18 protein-coding genes are annotated in these 15438 nt (G+C 70.9%); 9 read left to right on the top strand and 9 right to left on the bottom strand.

The window, feature by feature from the left end; genetic code table 11:
- Window positions 1-80: 80 nt before the first annotated feature.
- The 3 genes from ACRX5S_RS30690 to ACRX5S_RS30680 all read left to right on the top strand — a co-directional run bounded on the left by ACRX5S_RS30690 (window position 81) and on the right by ACRX5S_RS30680 (window position 1804).
- Window positions 81-308 carry a hypothetical protein gene (locus ACRX5S_RS30690; protein WP_436776414.1) on the top strand — a complete coding sequence of 76 codons (228 nt, stop codon included), beginning with the start codon at window positions 81-83 and terminating at the stop codon, window positions 306-308.
- Window positions 305-1036: a Ku protein gene (locus ACRX5S_RS30685; RefSeq protein ID WP_436776413.1), complete on the top strand. Its 732-nt coding sequence runs from the start codon at window positions 305-307 to the stop codon at window positions 1034-1036. The genes ACRX5S_RS30690 and ACRX5S_RS30685 overlap by 4 nt, the downstream gene beginning before the upstream one ends.
- Before the next feature lie 492 nt (window positions 1037-1528).
- Window positions 1529-1804 (top strand): DUF6510 family protein, encoded by a 276-nt coding sequence (locus tag ACRX5S_RS30680; protein ID WP_436776412.1) that lies wholly within the window; start codon window positions 1529-1531, stop codon window positions 1802-1804.
- Window positions 1805-2100: 296 nt separating this feature from the next.
- Here the strand turns inward: ACRX5S_RS30680 and ACRX5S_RS30675 are convergent, their stop codons facing one another.
- The 4 genes from ACRX5S_RS30675 to ACRX5S_RS30660 form a co-directional block, all read right to left on the bottom strand.
- Complete coding sequence (locus ACRX5S_RS30675) at window positions 2101-2820, bottom strand: ferredoxin reductase (RefSeq protein WP_436776411.1); 720 nt, start codon at window positions 2818-2820, stop codon at window positions 2101-2103.
- 2 nt (window positions 2821-2822) lie between these two features.
- The gene (locus ACRX5S_RS30670; RefSeq protein WP_436776410.1) at window positions 2823-3422 is read right to left on the bottom strand and encodes a sulfite oxidase-like oxidoreductase; all 600 of its coding nucleotides are present in this window, start codon (window positions 3420-3422) and stop codon (window positions 2823-2825) included.
- A 754-nt stretch (window positions 3423-4176) separates the two neighbouring features.
- On the bottom strand, window positions 4177-5148 hold the full coding sequence (locus ACRX5S_RS30665) for an alpha/beta hydrolase (protein ID WP_436776409.1): 972 nt from the start codon (window positions 5146-5148) through the stop codon (window positions 4177-4179).
- 495 nt (window positions 5149-5643) lie between these two features.
- Window positions 5644-6132: an Asp23/Gls24 family envelope stress response protein gene (locus ACRX5S_RS30660; protein ID WP_436776408.1), complete on the bottom strand. Its 489-nt coding sequence runs from the start codon at window positions 6130-6132 to the stop codon at window positions 5644-5646.
- Window positions 6133-6359: 227 nt separating this feature from the next.
- Between ACRX5S_RS30660 and ACRX5S_RS30655 the strand changes: the two genes are divergently transcribed.
- Window positions 6360-6827, top strand: coding sequence for an ATP-binding protein (locus ACRX5S_RS30655; protein WP_436776407.1), 468 nt, complete (start codon window positions 6360-6362; stop codon window positions 6825-6827).
- A 323-nt stretch (window positions 6828-7150) separates the two neighbouring features.
- Here ACRX5S_RS30655 and ACRX5S_RS30650 read toward each other — a convergent pair whose 3' ends face one another.
- Complete coding sequence (locus ACRX5S_RS30650) at window positions 7151-7729, bottom strand: DUF4383 domain-containing protein (RefSeq protein ID WP_436776406.1); 579 nt, start codon at window positions 7727-7729, stop codon at window positions 7151-7153.
- Window positions 7730-7848: 119 nt separating this feature from the next.
- Here ACRX5S_RS30650 and ACRX5S_RS30645 point away from each other — a divergent pair, with 119 nt between their 5' ends.
- The gene (locus ACRX5S_RS30645; protein WP_436776405.1) at window positions 7849-8829 is read left to right on the top strand and encodes a MerR family transcriptional regulator; all 981 of its coding nucleotides are present in this window, start codon (window positions 7849-7851) and stop codon (window positions 8827-8829) included.
- A 229-nt stretch (window positions 8830-9058) separates the two neighbouring features.
- Here the strand turns inward: ACRX5S_RS30645 and ACRX5S_RS30640 are convergent, their stop codons facing one another.
- The 4 genes from ACRX5S_RS30640 to ACRX5S_RS30625 form a co-directional block, all read right to left on the bottom strand.
- Entirely contained in the window at window positions 9059-9871 is an 813-nt protein-coding gene (locus tag ACRX5S_RS30640) for an anti-sigma factor (protein WP_436776404.1), read from the bottom strand.
- Window positions 9858-10406 (bottom strand): RNA polymerase sigma factor, encoded by a 549-nt coding sequence (locus ACRX5S_RS30635; RefSeq protein WP_436776403.1) that lies wholly within the window; start codon window positions 10404-10406, stop codon window positions 9858-9860. The genes ACRX5S_RS30640 and ACRX5S_RS30635 overlap by 14 nt, the downstream gene beginning before the upstream one ends.
- A gap of 53 nt (window positions 10407-10459) precedes the next feature.
- On the bottom strand, window positions 10460-10954 hold the full coding sequence (locus ACRX5S_RS30630) for a class F sortase (RefSeq protein WP_436776402.1): 495 nt from the start codon (window positions 10952-10954) through the stop codon (window positions 10460-10462).
- A 405-nt stretch (window positions 10955-11359) separates the two neighbouring features.
- Window positions 11360-12166, bottom strand: a complete 807-nt coding sequence (locus ACRX5S_RS30625) for a DUF4397 domain-containing protein (RefSeq protein WP_436776473.1) — start codon at window positions 12164-12166, stop codon at window positions 11360-11362.
- Between the two features lie 452 nt (window positions 12167-12618).
- On the opposite strand from ACRX5S_RS30625, the gene ACRX5S_RS30620 reads away from it, so the two are divergent.
- The 4 genes from ACRX5S_RS30620 to ACRX5S_RS30605 all read left to right on the top strand — a co-directional run.
- The gene (locus ACRX5S_RS30620; RefSeq protein WP_436776401.1) at window positions 12619-13905 is read left to right on the top strand and encodes an NAD(P)/FAD-dependent oxidoreductase; all 1287 of its coding nucleotides are present in this window, start codon (window positions 12619-12621) and stop codon (window positions 13903-13905) included.
- Window positions 13902-14666, top strand: coding sequence for a DUF1365 domain-containing protein (locus ACRX5S_RS30615; protein ID WP_436776400.1), 765 nt, complete (start codon window positions 13902-13904; stop codon window positions 14664-14666). The genes ACRX5S_RS30620 and ACRX5S_RS30615 overlap by 4 nt, the downstream gene beginning before the upstream one ends.
- The gene (locus ACRX5S_RS30610) at window positions 14663-15049 is read left to right on the top strand and encodes a DUF4267 domain-containing protein (protein ID WP_436776399.1); all 387 of its coding nucleotides are present in this window, start codon (window positions 14663-14665) and stop codon (window positions 15047-15049) included. The genes ACRX5S_RS30615 and ACRX5S_RS30610 overlap by 4 nt, the downstream gene beginning before the upstream one ends.
- A 116-nt stretch (window positions 15050-15165) precedes the next feature.
- Window positions 15166-15438: SDR family NAD(P)-dependent oxidoreductase (locus ACRX5S_RS30605; RefSeq protein WP_436776398.1), on the top strand; the 273-nt coding region annotated here is incomplete at its 3' end.

The following is a 15438-nucleotide window of genomic DNA, read 5'->3' as shown; positions in this document are numbered from 1 at the left end:
ACGATGCCCGGTTCATACGCTTTTCCCATGTCCGATGCGCGCCGCCCGCTCCGTCCCACCTGGTCGACCTGCAACGGAAGGTGTTCGACGCCCAAGACGCCGTGCGGACCTTCGCGACACTGCACCGGCACGGACGGCTGTCGCAGGAGGAGTCGGTGCAGTGGGCCGGACTGTACGACCGTGAACGCGAGGCGGTCCTGGGGCTGTGGCGGGCGATCGACGCGGACGTCGCCCCCGACCAGCGGCAGGCGATGAGCTGGGCACTGCGCAAGGCCGCCCGCGGCAAGGACGACCACCCGGCGCCATGATCGTCCGGGTGGGACCATGGGAGTGGCTCGGGGCCGTCCGACCCCCGGGAGCACCTGTGGTCCGACCGTTCTGGAGCGGGGCGATCAGCTTCGGGCTGGTGAGTATCCCGTGCAAAGTGGTCTCGGCGATCGGCAGCGAGCACGCGGTCAAGTTCCACCAGATGCACCGCACGGACCAGGGCCGGGTGCGGTGCCGCAAGGTGTGCGAACTGGACGGCCGGGAGCTGGACCAGTCCGAGATCGCGCGAGTTTTAGGCACCGCAACCCCTACCGCGCCCCAAAGCCTGTCGCCGCCGGTCGTGTGCGGTGGTCGGCCGTATGCCGAACATCCCACGTTCGCAACCGCGTTGGCCGCGCGTCCCTCGCCGGCACCGCGATCACCCTCCTGCTGTCGGTGTGCTCGGGCTCAGCTGCGCACGCCGCCCCGCCCCCTTACCCGCTCCCTGCTCCCTGCTCCCTGCTCCGACGCGCCCAGGTACGGGTCCGGAGGTGGATCCGAGCACTCCGCTCACCCCGGTGTTCAACCCGTTCAAGTCGTCGAGGATCAGCACGTTGTGCGTGCACCAGTTCGCGCAGGCGGCCCCAGGTCTGAACGGCATGGCCGCCGGCAGGTCGGCGAGGATGCGGCTGGTCTTCGCGGAGCGGACGTTGGCGCCCCGCCGGACAGCGAGGTCGCCGAGCGCCTGGGCGACGTGCATCCTGCCGAACCGGCGGGTCGAACAGGATGACCGACTCGCCGGCATGCAGCCGGCACAGGCAGGTCAGGTCGTACATCTGCACTGTGGCAGCTTGGAGGACGCCGCGACTCCTCGAACGGGCGGCGCAGAGCATCACGGGCCCCCGGGAAGTCCAGGTGCAGGACCGTCGGCCGACGCCAAAGCGACGCACGGGCATACGCGCCCACGTGCGGCCCAATGCGGGATCCGCAGGGCCACAGTGTGATGGGTTGGGTGCGGTGCGCAGACGGGAAGGCGTCGACTGCCCGGACTTGATCGCTGCTTGTCCGGGTTCGCCGGGTCGTGTGGAACGGTGGGATTCATCGCGGCACTGGGTCGGAATGCTGACGCCGACCGGGCGTCGCTGCGCTGACTGCCCGGGCGGATTCGAATCGTCGCCCGCGTGGGCGGCACAGACGCGTCTTCCAGTCGGCGCCGACAAACGGCGATGAATCATTCGCGTGTCCTGCCTTCCGCGGCGCACGCCGACCTTCGAGGAGCGACATGGCTACTCCTGCCTTCCACGATGGCAACATCCTGGCCGGGCCGCTGTCGGGAATCTTCTCCGTCGACGTGACCAGCGCGTGGCGCCGCTGCCCGGGCTGTCGGGCGGATGTTCCGGTCGCGGCGTTGCACGTCTACGCTGCGGGGCCCGCGCAGGTCGCGCGGTGTCCCCAGTGTCAGCAGGTGGCGCTGCGCGTCAGTCGGCACAGCGGGGTCCTGTGGGTGGACTTCGGTGCGGGTGGTGCCCTGCGGTTCCCCCTTGCAGAAGGGATGTGACCGTGGCTGGGATTATCGAAGAGGTCGACGTGGCGTTCTGGCGCAGCCCGGCGTCCTCACCGACCACGAACTCGTCCGCGGCATCACCGCCGCACTGCAATGGCCTACCCCGCAGACCGGCTGCCCTCGTGCTTGTATCCCCCGACGCGCGAGGCCGGCTCGGCCATTCCACCCGGGCTCTCACAACATGACGAACGTACTTCAACGAACACGTTTGACCTGAACAGCAGTTCTGTTTGACAGTCAGAGACAGGCGTCGTGCGGGCCCAGTTGCTCGTATCGAGTCGACCGTGGATTCAGCCGAACCGTTCGGTGCGGATCCGGGAGGCGTCGTGCCCTGCCTTCACCAGCAGGTTTGCGGCGTGCTCCACGAAGGCGGTAGGGCCGCACACAAAGCACAGCGGCCGGTCCCCCGCCTGCCATCTGGGGGTGTCGATGTCGGCGGTCGTCAGCCGCCCCGCGGGACGGGGGTGTCCGGCGGGGACGGTTCGTGTGTAGACGTAGGTGATGTCGACGCGGTCGTCCTGTGCGCTGAGTCGGTCCAGGTCGGCGGCGAACCACCGCTGGGCCGCGTCGCGCAGGGAGTACACGAGCCTGAACGGCGGCGGGTCGAGGGTGTGTTCGCGGGCGCGGAGCATCGCCATGAGCGGTGCGACGCCTGATCCGCCCGCGAGGAGGAGGACAGGGTCGCGGCGTTCCGGGTGCCAGACGAACCATCCGCCCAGCGGGCCGCGCAGCTCGACCTCCGCGCCCACCGGCAGTACGTGTGCCAGGTAGGAGGAGACCTCTCCTCCTGGTACCGGCTGCACGGAGATTCGCACGCCGTCGGCGGAGGGTGCGGACAGTGAGTAGCTGCGGACCGCCTGGTAGCCGGCGCCGTCTCTCAGGCGTACGTCGACGTGCTGCCCGGCCAGGTGCCCCGGCCATCCGGGGGCGGACAGGACGAGCGTGCAGGCGGTCGCGGTCTCGGGAAAGCGGTCGGTGAGGCGGGCGCGCCGCCAGGGTCCGGCGGTCACGTTCAGTCCCCCCAGTAGCGTTGCTCGCGCCAGGGGTCGCCGTAGTCGTGGTAGCCCAGCGTTTCCCAGAACCCCTGTTCGTCGTCGTCCATGAGCCGGATGCCGCGCACCCATTTCGCGGACTTCCAGAAGTACAGGTGCGGGATCAGCATGCGGGCCGGCCCACCGTGTTCGGGGGTGAGCGGTTCACCGTCGTACTCGTGCGCGATCCATGCCTGCCCCTCGGTGATGTCCGCCAGGGGCACGTTGGTGCTGTAGCCGCCGTAGGACTCGACCATGGCGTACTCGGCGCCGGTGTCGATGCCGGTGAGCAGGGTGTCGACCGAGACGCCGCGCCAGGTGGTGCCGAACTTCGACCAGCGCGTGACGCAGTGGATGTCGACCGTAGGCGTCTCCTGCGGCAGGGCGTGGAACTGCTCCCAGGTCCAGACGTGCCCGCCGCCGTGTTCGTCCGTGACGGTGAAGGTCCAGGTATCCGGCGTGATCGTCGGGGCCGGGCCGGCGGACAGGACCGGGAAGCCGTCTGCGACGAACTGACCTGGGGGCAGGCGGGGGTCGTCGCTGCGGTGGAAGTGCTTGAAGCCCGGGGAGAGCGCGTTCAATGCCTGCTCCGTTCGTATCTGGGGCAGTCCGGTCGCACGATCGCAGCGGCACCGGCGCCGACGTGGTCTTGTCTGGGCATATACGGGTGCGGGGCCTTGCGGCGCCCTGACAGCGGTCATGCGTGATCGATATCCCACCGGGTCGACGAGGTTCCCCGGGCCGCCGGGGCACCCCACCGCCGCGGCGTAGCCGTCGATGCCCGAGGCGAGTGTGAAGTCGTGGTGTCCCGCGCGTTGGCTCAGCATGGCCACTGCCACCACCAGCCGCGGACCGAGAACCCGGCGCTCGGCGGCCGCCCGGGTGAAACCAGCGTCCAACCCTATGAGCTCGCGCGGTCGTCACACCGTTCCGCACGGTCACCCGAAGTCGGTCCAGCACTTTCAGGGCCCGGTACGTGGGCAATTCGTCGGCACTGGCCGGTGCGCTGCCCCGCCGTCCGGGCAGGGCGAAGGGCACGTGCGCGTCGATGAATCCCGGGCACACCGTCCGTCCGCCCAGGTCGGCACTCCGGGCGGCGCAGCCCTGCTCGGGCAGGCGGGGGCTTGCCCAGGCCACCGACGGACCCTCGCGGGCCACGACGGCATCATCGTCAGATGGTCCACCGCGACCGTCGATCAGCCTCAGGTTGTGAAGAAGCACCGGTGCCCCGGCCATGTGGTCCTCCTCCGCCGGATGCGCACCTCGCAGTCCCGTGGATGCCCCCGGGTACGCGCCTGCGCAGCAGGCCGACGCGTGCCCGGGGACGCGCGGGCGTCAGTTGTCGTGCAGGGCTTTCTTCAGGGCTTCGACGGCCAGGTGGCGGGCGACGTTGGCGGCGCGGGTGTCGCGGAGGCTGTCGAGGAGGAGGAAGTCGTGGACCATGCCCGCGACACGGACGGAGGTGACGTCGACTCCGGCCTCGCGGAGCTTGTTGGCGTACTGCTCGCCCTCGTCGCGCAGGACGTCGGCCTCGTCGGTGATGACGAGCGTGGTCGGCAGGCCGCGCAGGTCGTTCAGGTCGGCCTGGAGCGGGGACGCGAAGGGCTCCTTGCGCTGGTCCGGGGAGGAGTACTGGTCCCAGAACCAGATCATGCCGTCGCGGGTGAGGTAATAGCCCTCGGCGAACTGGTGGTAGGAGGGGGTGTCGAAGTCGGCGTTGGTCACCGGGTACAGCAACACCTGGGCCTTGAGGTCGATGCCGCCGCGCTGCTTGTTCATGAGCGCGAACACCGCCGACATGCACCCGCCGACGGACTCACCCGTCACCGCGACCCGGGAGGGGTCCAGGCCGTGCTCGGCACCGTGGCTCAGTACCCACTGCCCCACCGCGTAGTTCTGCTCCACCTGGGTGGGGTACTTCGCCTCGGGCGCGCGGTCGTAGACCGGGAACACCCCTGCCGCGCCGGCGCCCACCACGAGTTCGCGGAAAAGCCGGTCGTGGGTCTTGTCGTCGCCGAAGACCCAGCCGGCGCCGTGGATGTACACCACGACCGGCAGCGGGCCGGACGCGCCCTTCGGCTTGATGATGCGGGTCCGGACCTGCCCCCACCGGCCTGCGTCGACCGTCACCCACTCCTCGTCCACCTCCGGCCGCGGCACGCTCGCGTCGCTCTGGAGCCCGAGGAGGATCTCGCGGCCCTTTTCCGGCGGCAGCTCGTAGATCCGCGGGTGAGGGTCGGTGGCCTCGGCGAGCGCCTTCGCGGCGGGCTCCAGACTGGGAGTGATCGGCGGGGGAAGCGAGGGCATCAAGTACCTCCGGAAGCGCACGGACCGGGCCTACCTCCGCAACGGCGAAGGCAGCACCCACGGGGTGGGACCACCCGTCCGGCAATTCTCACAATAAGTGACTGAAATGTCGCTTTCTGAAGTCAGAGTTGCCTTTTGTACGCCCAGATGGACGCGCCGTGCGCCTCAAATTGAGCCGAATCCCACCCGGCGCAAGGGTGCGTGTCGCCACCGGCCGGAGCAAGGGGGCAGACGTTGACTTCCGTGGCTATGCGGACCTACGGCGGCGGCCACGCAGTCGGCGAACCGCACGGTCGGCGAGGGGCACGCGCAACCGCCGCCCGGCTGACCGCCGCCGACGGATGCTTGACGTCACCGACACCGGACGACAGCACGTGCCGAGTCGGTTGCCCCCGCAGTTCACGCTCGACGGAACGATGATCGTCGCCGGGACGGATCGTCGGTTGATGCCGCCACAACTGCCCTGCACCGCAGGCAAGAGCCAGCCGCGTCGGCCTATTCGACGCGGCGTTCCCCGCTGTCGTCGCCGCTTATGTGGATGTCGTCCACCGCGATGTTGACCTCGACGACTTCGAGGCTCGTCATGTCCTTCAGTGCGGTGATCACGTTGAGGCGTACCTCGGCGGCGAGTTCGGCGATTGCGACGCCGTACTCGACGACCAAGGCCAGGTCGACCGCGCACTGCTTCTCGCCCACCTCGACGCTGACGCCCTGGGCGACGTTCGCCTTGGCGCCGGGGATGCGCTCGCGTACGGCACCGAGGGCGCGCGCCGTGCCGCGCCCCAGTGCGTACACGCCCACGGTGTCCCCTGCCGCGATTCCCGCGATCTTCGCCACCACGCCGTCCGCAATCGCGGTACGGCCTCGTTGCGCCGCGGGGGCCATGGGCTCGTTGGCTGCGACCGAGCCGGTACCCGCATCGGAACGCACCGCCACCGACGACCCCTTCGTACTTGGCCTGGTGTCCGTGCTCGCGTCAGCCATGGCCTTCCCTTCCGTCGCCGTCCTGGTCCGGCACTCCGGACGTGCGGCAGTGCCCGCCCGTAGCCTTGCCCGGCCGGGCGTCGCGCATGCGCAACCCGCCGGTGTGTTCCGTGCCGTCTGCTGCGGGTAGAGGGCCGGTAAATCTGAGCCGTTCCGGGTGCCGGCGAGGGCATCTGGATCGCTTGGGACATGTCGACGGCACGATGACGCGAGGCGGTGGCCATGCCATGGACACGACCGAGCACCACCACGACGACGACACAAGCACCGACCGGGGCGTCCACCCGGTCGCGGTGAGCGCGACGTTCGCCTGCGACGGGCGCATATCCCAAGCGCGAGCCGCTACACGGGAGTTCCTCGCGAACTCGACTCCGATGTTCCCGGCGGCCGGGCCGGTGTCGGACACCGACGCCGGCATCGCGCAATTGGTGGTCAGCGAACTGGTCACCAACGCAAGCAAATACGCGCCTGGCCCCAGCCACCTGACCATCACCCGCACCCGCGACGCCGTGCACCTTGCCGTGGCGGACACCAGCGCGGAACTGCCGCGTCCGCACGGCACCGATCCGTGGCGGGCCGGGCAGCACGGCCTGGAGCTCGTGGTCGCACTGTGCCGGACGCTCGACGTGCGTCGCGAGGCAACCGGCAAGCGCGTTACCGCAATCCTCGGCCTGGCCGACCACCGCGCCGCCTGATCCCAGGCTCCAGGCTCCAGGCTCCAGGCTCCAGGCTCCAGGCTCCAGGCTCCAGGGAACGATGCACCCGGCGGCGCCTGCGCTGCTACCCCGATCCCCGAAGACCGTGATGCCGGCCGGGCGAAGGTCGCGGAACGGGATGAAGCCTCCCGTCACCGCTGCGGCCTACCGATCGAGTTCGACGTCGGGAACGGGGCCGCGGGGGCGGGGAATTGCCACGTGTGGAAGGCGCGCAGCGGTGTGGCCGTGCTTGCTTCGCAGGCCCCTGTCATGCGGCATTTCGATGATCGTGGTGTTCTCCGGGATCGGTGCGGATTGTCCGGTCATCTGCCGCCCGGCCGGTCTGTGGTCGGCGGAACCGGGGCGCGTGCTGCGGCCAGGGCGGCGTCCGATGACCGCCCAGATGCCAGAGCCGCTCGGAACGCGTCCTCGCGTGCCGCTTGCTCGGGGTGTCGGGAGCGCCAGTAGGGGTTGTCGTGCGGCAGGTTGCCACTGACCCTCCCGTACAGACCGAAGGTAAGCACCATCAGCCCGACGATGAAGCTGAAGATGACGTTCGGCATTTCGAAGGCGAGGATGTTGGCGTCCTTGCCGATGAGCGCGAGGTTGACGAAACCGCTGAGGATGAACGCGGACCCGACGGTGATGTTGAGAGTCGAGGCGAGGTTTCCGCCGACAACGGCGCCCGCGATCAGGACGCCGCCCACGACCATGGAGATCGTGCTGAGCGCGCCGTTGGTGCTCAGCCCGGCGATCTTCTCGCCGGAGGTGTCGAAGAAGGCGAGCTGGTCGGCGTAACCCAGGACGCCGAATACCATCAGGACCAGGCCGGTGAAGCCGGCGCCGTAGCGGTAGACCCGGCCGAGCCGGTGGTCGACAGGCATTTCGTCGGACAACTTCACAGCCGCCTCCAACAGTATGGGACCCCCTCAGCCCAGTCTTGGTGTCATCTTCGCCCCCCTCAAGTTGCATCGATAACGCACCGTTTTTTCTCGGCCGACCGCCGGTGAGAGGCAACGTCGTGACCGCACCATCCCGATCAGGTCGCACCAACCCATCCGGGCGCGACCCCGAGCCGGGCCTCACGGCCGGCGCGGCTGCCGGCAGGCTCGGCGTGGCCGCCACGACGCTGCGTTCCTGGGACCGGCGGTACGGCCTGGGCGCGAGCCGGGTCAGCGTCGGCGGCCACCGCCGCTACTCGCCTGCCGACATGGCCCGGCTGCAACGCATGTGCACCCTGGTCGCCGACGGCGCCCCGGTCGCCGAGGCTGCCCGGGTGGTTCTCGACGGCACGGACGCTCACACAGGCGAGCGGGCGGTCAGTCGGTCCGGTGGCGGACACACCCTCCCCGTCGGCGTCCACGCCGATCACCACGCGCGCGGACTGGCCCGCGCCGCAATGCGTCTGGACGGCGCGGCCGTGCGGGACGTCCTGGGCCGGGCACTCACCGAGTTCGGCGTCCCGGCCGTGTGGGAGGCGGTGATCCAGCCCGTGCTGTACGGGATGGGCCGCAAGTGGGAGGACAGCGCTGACAACACCGGCTCGAACAGGTATGTGGAGGTGGAACACCTGCTTTCCGAGTGCGTGCTCGCCGCCCTGCTGTGCGCGGCCGGGCACGGTGCCCAGGGCGCCCTCGCGGGCGAGGCCCCCGGCCGCGGTGTGCTACTGGCCTGCACCGAACGGGAACTACACACGCTGCCGCTGCACGCGCTCAACGCCGCACTGATCGAACGCGGGATTCCCACCCGTATGTTCGGAGCCGCCCTCCCGCCCGACGCCCTTGCCCGGGCGGTCGACCGCACCCGCCCGTCGGCGGTCGTCCTGTGGTCCCAACATGCCGCCACCGCGGATCCGGACACTCTCCACCGGCTGCACCGCTGCCCCGGGACCACAGTGCTCGCCGCAGGCGCGGGCTGGGGTACGCCGCCCGGCCCCGGCACGGTACGCCTGACCAGCCTCGCGCACGCGCTCGCGGTACTGGCGCCGCTGCCCACCGGATGACCCCAGAGGATGACCCGAGAGCTCCGGCGACCCACGGGCCGGGCATCGCAGTCACGCCGACGGACGCCCTCGCCCGCACCCCGGCACCGAGTGCACGAGGGGACAGGGCAGACACGAGCTCGTGGGCGGAGAGGTACGGCGGCCAACCCCAACGGACGCGTCCGCCCCCGGGACACCATGGGTCGCGTGCTCCGCGCGAAGCACCGGACGCTCCGTCTTCCGATGGGGTTCAGCCGCGGAGGCTGCCTCTGACGACGCTGTCCCCGGAGTGTTCCGGGGAACCGTTGTACTGCTGAAGTGAGACGTCCACGACGGGGTAGCCGGCCAGGTCGAGGTTGGGCGGAAGGTCGAAGGTGGCTTCGCCGTGCACCGGCAGCAGACCGAGGGCGATCATGTTCTTGGCGTCGCGGTCGAGCAGCCACACTTCGTAGAAGCCCGGTTGCGCGGTGAGACCGGAGACACGGACGACCAGGCGCCGTCCGGTTTCGCCTCCGGTGTCGAGGAACGCGGCGCCGACAGCCTGGTGCGCGGGCAGCGGTTCCAGACGCGTCTCGGCCGCGACCTGCGTCGGCGTGGCATCGTCCCGGGTGGCCCACAGGGTGGCGCCGACGCCGGCGGTGGCACCGATCAGCGCGGCCGACGCGGCCAGGGCCAGTGACGTCCGCAGCCGAAACCACCGCCCCCGGGCTGCGGTTGCGCCGTTGCCGCCGGCCGGTGGCTGGTCGTCGCCGTCGGATCCCGTTGCCGACGATGCCGGGGCGCGAAGGCGCGTGGACCTGTCCGCGGATTCGTCGCCGAGCGCGTCTTCCCGTCCGAGGGCCTGCTCTTCGGCGAGTTCGTCGGCGATGCGCTGCCACAGCCCGGAAGGCGGCGCGGTGGGTTCGTCGTCGGGGCGCAGGCTGCGGCCGACCCGCACCACGGCTTTGAGGTGGTCGAGTTCCGCGCGGCAGACCGGGCAGGCGGCGATGTGATCGCGGTCGGTGTCGGACGCTGGTTCGCCGAGGGCCGCGAGCGCAAGCGTCGCGGGATCACTGTGACTCATCGTCGTCCACCTCCTCCAGGCGGTCGCGCAGGCGTCCGAGGCCTCGCCTGATGTGACTCTTGACGGTGCCGAGCGGCAGGTCGAGGCGCTCGGCGATCTGCGTGTGCGTCAGGTCCCCGAAGAACGCCAGCTCCAGGATCCGCCGTTGAGGCTGCCCCAACCGGGCCAGCTCGTCGGCCACGACAACCCGCGACACCACGTCGCCGTCATGGGACGGCGACGCCGCACACACCGGCTCGGTTGCGACGGGCATGGCGCGCCGTGCCCGGGCGGCATGTGCGTCGGCGATGCGGTGCCGGGCCACGCCGACCAGCCACCCGGCCAGGGAACCGACTTCGGCGCGGTAACCGGCGCGCCCGCGCCATGCGGACACGAACACCTGCTGGGTGGCGTCCTCGGCTTCCGCCCGGTCGCCCAGGGAGCGCAGGCACACCGTGAACACCAGCGCGCCCCATCGCCGGTAGACCTCGGCGAACGCCGCCTGTTCCCCGGCCGCGAACGCCTTCGCGACCTCGTCGTCGTCCAAGGACTCCACGCCCGCCACCCTACTGGCCAGGACCGCAGATCCGGGGAAGAAGCCACGTGGTGTCATCCGGGCTCCGGCACAGCCGTGACGATCAGGTTGGCCTGATAGCCGCCCGCAGAACGGTCGTAGGTCCCGCCGCAGGTGACGAGCACCAACTGCGGCGGCCCGTCACGCCGGAAGATCTGCGCGGCCGAGAGGCGCCCTTTCGGCACCGTCTCGACGCGGGCCACGCGGTACGTCAGCTCCGTCACGGTGCCGCGCTGCACCGTGACGCGGTCCCCGGGGGCGGCGCGTTCCAACTCGGCGAACTGCCCCAGCCGCCCGTCCGCAGTGTCCACGTGCCCGATCAGGACCGCGGACCCCGCTGTGGCGCCGGGCGCGGAACCGAAGCGATACCAGCCCACCACCGCGCCGTCCTGTGGCACTTCCGCCTGACCGTCCGGCGCCACCCCCACCGGCACCACCGGAGCGAACAGCGCCAGCGATTCCACCCGCACCGCGGTCGGCGCCGCCACCGGTGCCGCGGGGGCGGGCTGCGGCGCAGAACCGGTGGACACATCGGGCGACGCAACCGGCGGTGCAGCAGCCGACGTCGCCGGGGGCGCCGGTGCAGATGGCTGTAGGGCCGGGCGCGGATCGGCCGGAGGAGCGCCGGTCCCGCACGCGGCCACCGCGACTGCTCCGGCTACAGCCAGGACCCACACCGACGCCCGCTGACACCGCCCAGCCAACGAGGGCGGGGAGCCGCACGGTGATCCGGCGGCGTACGAGGCGAGCGGCACGGCAACCTCCAAAAGCCAAAACGGGCAATAGGCCTGGGCCCGAAGCGGACACCGTGCCGGGCGCCCGATCCGTCGTTGTTCGCGTCGCGCGCGGCCGCCGCGCGGACTCGTGCGAGCGGCGCGGTGCCGTTTCAGAGGACTGCGCCGCGCCCTCTCCCCGGGTATCTCGCACGCGGGCGTTCAGCGCCGCATGGCGGCCACGCGGTACCCGCCGACCGCCACGCCGACTGCTCCCGCCGCGGCCAGGCCGATCACCCATCCGGGCGTGCCGGACTCGCCGCCTGCGCCGGCGGTCGCCGCGGCCCCGGACTCGCCGGCGGGGACACCGCCGGGTGCGGAGTGCATGCCGGTGATGCTCTGGGTCTTCAGCGCCAGGGTCTTGTCGTTGGCGCTGCCGTACGCGTAGACGATCGTGTTGGTGCCTTCGGTGAGATTCAGGTCCGCCGGACCCAGTGCCACCGTCGAGGACCCGGCGAGCGTCACGTCGGCCTTGATCATGCCGGCGTCGACGTCGCCCTTGGCCTCCTTGGGGTTGGTCAGGTTGCTGAACACCGGGGTTCCGTTGGCACGGACATCGACCGCCGGAGCGGCCGCCACGTGCCTGACTGTGACCCGGGCCTTGCCGGCGGCGATCGGCACGGTGTCGTTGACGAACGCCGACAGCATCGGCGAGCCGTCGGCGCCCAAGTGAGCCACCAAGGTCGCGTTGGCGCCGCCGGGGACCTGGACCTGCTTTTGCAGGGCAGGCGCGCCGTTCGGCCCCTCGTTGTCCTTGAACACCTTGATGTCGTAGCTTCCCGCGGGGAGCGGCTGCGGGTCGGTGAGGGTACCGGGCTGGAAGTCCGGCAGGAGCTGTTGGCCGTTGGCGTACACGTCGACGGTCAGGCCCGGGATGCCGTGCAGGACCGAGACGGTTGCTTGGCCGTTCTCCTGGTCGGCGGCCTGCGCGGGCGCGGCGCCGAGCGCGAAGGTCGAGGCGCAAAACATGCCCACGCCGAGTGCCGCGACGGCCCGGCGACCTGCCGCGGGTCGGCCCTCGCAGTCGACCGCGAGGGTGTTGAGGACGAGAGGATTCGTGGCGTTCGTGGTCATCAGAAGCTCCAGGTCTCGTGCCTGCGGAACCTTTCGTCTCTTCTTCCTCGGCTACCCCCACCGTGGATGCACCCGGATCGGTCTCTCTACAGAGCGCCCGTCACAGCGTTGGTCGCAGCCGCCTTGTCGAGCCCTCTGGGACCGCCTGGAGGCGCTGTCGTCTCCCGCGCAGCCGCACGGCGCAGGTTCGCGGTCGGTTTTCGGTGTGGCGGTGCATCCGAGAGGCGTGGTTTGCCCGAAGAGTGGGTGAGTGTCGTGAAGCACGCGACTGTCCGGGACGGAGAAGCCATGCCTGAACGCCTCAGCCCGAGACCAACCGACCTGGTCCTCCCCGCCGCCTGGCTGCCGTGGTAGCGCCCACGCGGGAGCGCGTCGCGGTCGTCGGCGCCGGGGTGGCCGGCCTCACCGCCGCCTACGTGCTGCAACGCCGATACGACGTCTGGTTGTTCGAGGCCGACGACCGGCTCGGCGGGCACGCGCACACACACGACGTTGCGGCCGAGCGCGGCGGAACGGTGCCGGTGGACACGGGGTTTCTGGTGCACAACGAGCGGACGTACCCACACCTGATCCGACTCTTCGGCGAGTTGGGCGTGCGGACGCGTGACACCGAGATGTCGATGAGCGTGCGCTGCGAGGGCTGCGGATTGGAATACGCCGGGGCGCGCCGCCTCGACGGCCTGTTCGCCCAACGGTCCAACTCCCTCCATCCGCGCTATCTGCGGATGCTCGGCGAGGTCGTTCGTTTTCACCGCCGGGCCCGCGACCTGCTCGACCGGGCGCCGCACCGGTCCGACGGACACCCGACCCTGGGCGAGTTCCTGACCGACGGTGGCTTCTCGTCATACTTCGTCGCCCACTTCGCCATGCCCCTCGTGTCCGCGGTCTGGTCGACCGGTGCGAGGGATACCTGCTCCTACCCGGCCGCGTACCTGTTCGCGTTCCTGGCCAATCACGGCATGCTGGCCGTGCGGGGATCACCGGCCTGGCGGACGGTCGAGGGAGGGTCGCGGACGTATGTGGACCGCGTGGCCAAGACGCTGGCGTCCGTGAATGTCGCCACTCCGGTCCGGGCGGTGCACAGAACCGCGAACGGGGCGGAAGTCCGCGACGACGCCGACCGGGTGCACGGTTTCGACGCGGTGGTCCTCGCGACGCACGCCGACGACGCGCTTCGCCTGCTCGCCGACCCGCTGCCGCTCGAACGCCGGGTCCTGGGCGCTTTCCGCTACGCGCGCAACGAGGCACGCCTCCACACCGACGTCGGCCTCCTGCCCAGGGCGCCATCCGCGCGGGCCTCGTGGAACTACCTCAAGACCGCCTGCCATGGCGGCGTCGACAGCGCCCGTGTCCTGGTGACCTACGACATCAGCCGCCTGATGCGCATCGACGAGCCGCGACGCTACCTGGTGACCCTCGGTGCGACCGACCGCCCCGCACCCGACCAGGTCCTGGCCCGCATGTCGTATGCGCACCCGGTGTTCACGCCTGCCTCCGTCGCCGCGCAGCAGCAACTGCCGCTGCTCAACTCCGGTCGGACCGCGTTCGCCGGGGCCTACCACGGATGGGGCTTCCACGAGGACGGCTGCGCATCGGGCGTGTGCGCGGCGGCATCGCTGGGGGTGATCTGGTGACCGAGTCGTGCACATCGCCGATCCGACAGAACGCGCTGTACCGCACCGAGGTGGTCCACGTACGCCTGCGGCCTCCACAGCGCCGGTTCCGCAGTCCCGGCTACACCTGGCTCGTCGACCTCGACACCCCGGTCCGGCTGCCGTGGATTCTGCGGCCGTTCGCGCGCTTCGAGACCCGCGACCACCTGGGTGACCCGGCGCTCACCATCCGCGCCAACGTCGAAGCGTGGCTCGCCGGACACGACGTGCATCTGGCGGGCGGCCGCATCCTGATGCTGGCAAACGCCCGCGTGCTCGGCCACGTCTTCAACCCGCTCACGGTGTACTGGTGCCACCACCGCGACGGACATCTGGCGTGCGTCGTTGCCGAGGTGCACAACACCTACGGCGAACGCCACCGCTACCTGCTGCGCCCCGGTCCCGACGAACGCGCCCGGACCGACAAGGCCTTCTACGTCTCGCCTTTCCTCGCGGTCGACGGGTATTACGACATCCGGGCACCCGAGCCCGGCGAACGCTTCCACGTCAGCGTCACACTCCACCAAGGCGGCCGCCCGGCTTTCACCGCGCACTGGCGGGGCCGACGCGTGCCCGCCACGGCACCCCGTTTCGCCGCGCTGCTGGCCCGGTTCCCGCTCCAGCCGCAGCGGGTCACGGCCGGCATCAGAGCACACGGGCTGCGGCTGTGGCTGCGCGGTGTGCCGGTAGTCCCCCGGGCGGCAAGCGCCCGGCCCGAGCCCAAACCGCGAGGTACACGATGAAGTCCGCACTCAACCGCACGCTCGGCGCCGCCACCGCCGCATACGGCGCCGCGATCCTTCTCTGCCCCCAACTGCTCGCCCGCCCAGCCGGGCTGCCAACGACCCCGAACGGCGCGGCCACCCCCGAAACCGCGCCCCTCATCCAAATGGTCGGCGCACGCGACACCGCCATCGGACTCGCCATGCTGTGCGCGAACGGCGGCCGCGAACGCCGATGGGTGACCTGGTGCCGCATCGGCTTCGACATCGGCGACGCGCTGGTCCTGGGAACCCGGTTGCCCACACGCGCCCACCGCGCCAAAGCCGCGGCCTTCGCCCTGGCCTGGGCCGCACTCAACGCCTACAGCCTGAGCGAGAAGGCACGTACGGAGGACCCCGCATGACACTGCCCCAGGCAGGCCGCAGACGCGCCAGTCGCCGCCCGTGGCTGACCGACCGGCCGCACACAGGCTCGTCCGCGAGCCATTCTCCGTGCGCCGCGGCGCGCAGCCCCCTGATCATGAACGTCGCAGCGGGACTCGACCAAGCGCTGGACCGCACCGTGGTGCTCGGATACAGCGCCCCCGGCTACCGCCTACGGCGCCGACTGCCGTCCTGGCCCGCCGACGGAGACCGCATGGACGGCAAAGTGGTCCTGGTCACCGGCGCCGCGTCCGGCATCGGCCTCGCCGCCGCCACAGGTTTCGCCGCGGCCGGGGCGTCCGTCCGGGTCCTGGGCAGATCCGCGGAGCGCGCCGACGAAGCCGCCCGCAGCGTGCGCGCCGCCATCGGC

It is taken from the genome of Yinghuangia sp. YIM S09857 (genome assembly GCF_051388915.1).
Lineage (GTDB): Bacteria > Actinomycetota > Actinomycetes > Streptomycetales > Streptomycetaceae > Yinghuangia.
Note: the sequence above shows the minus strand (reverse complement) of the source record. Positions and strands in the feature narration are given on the sequence as shown.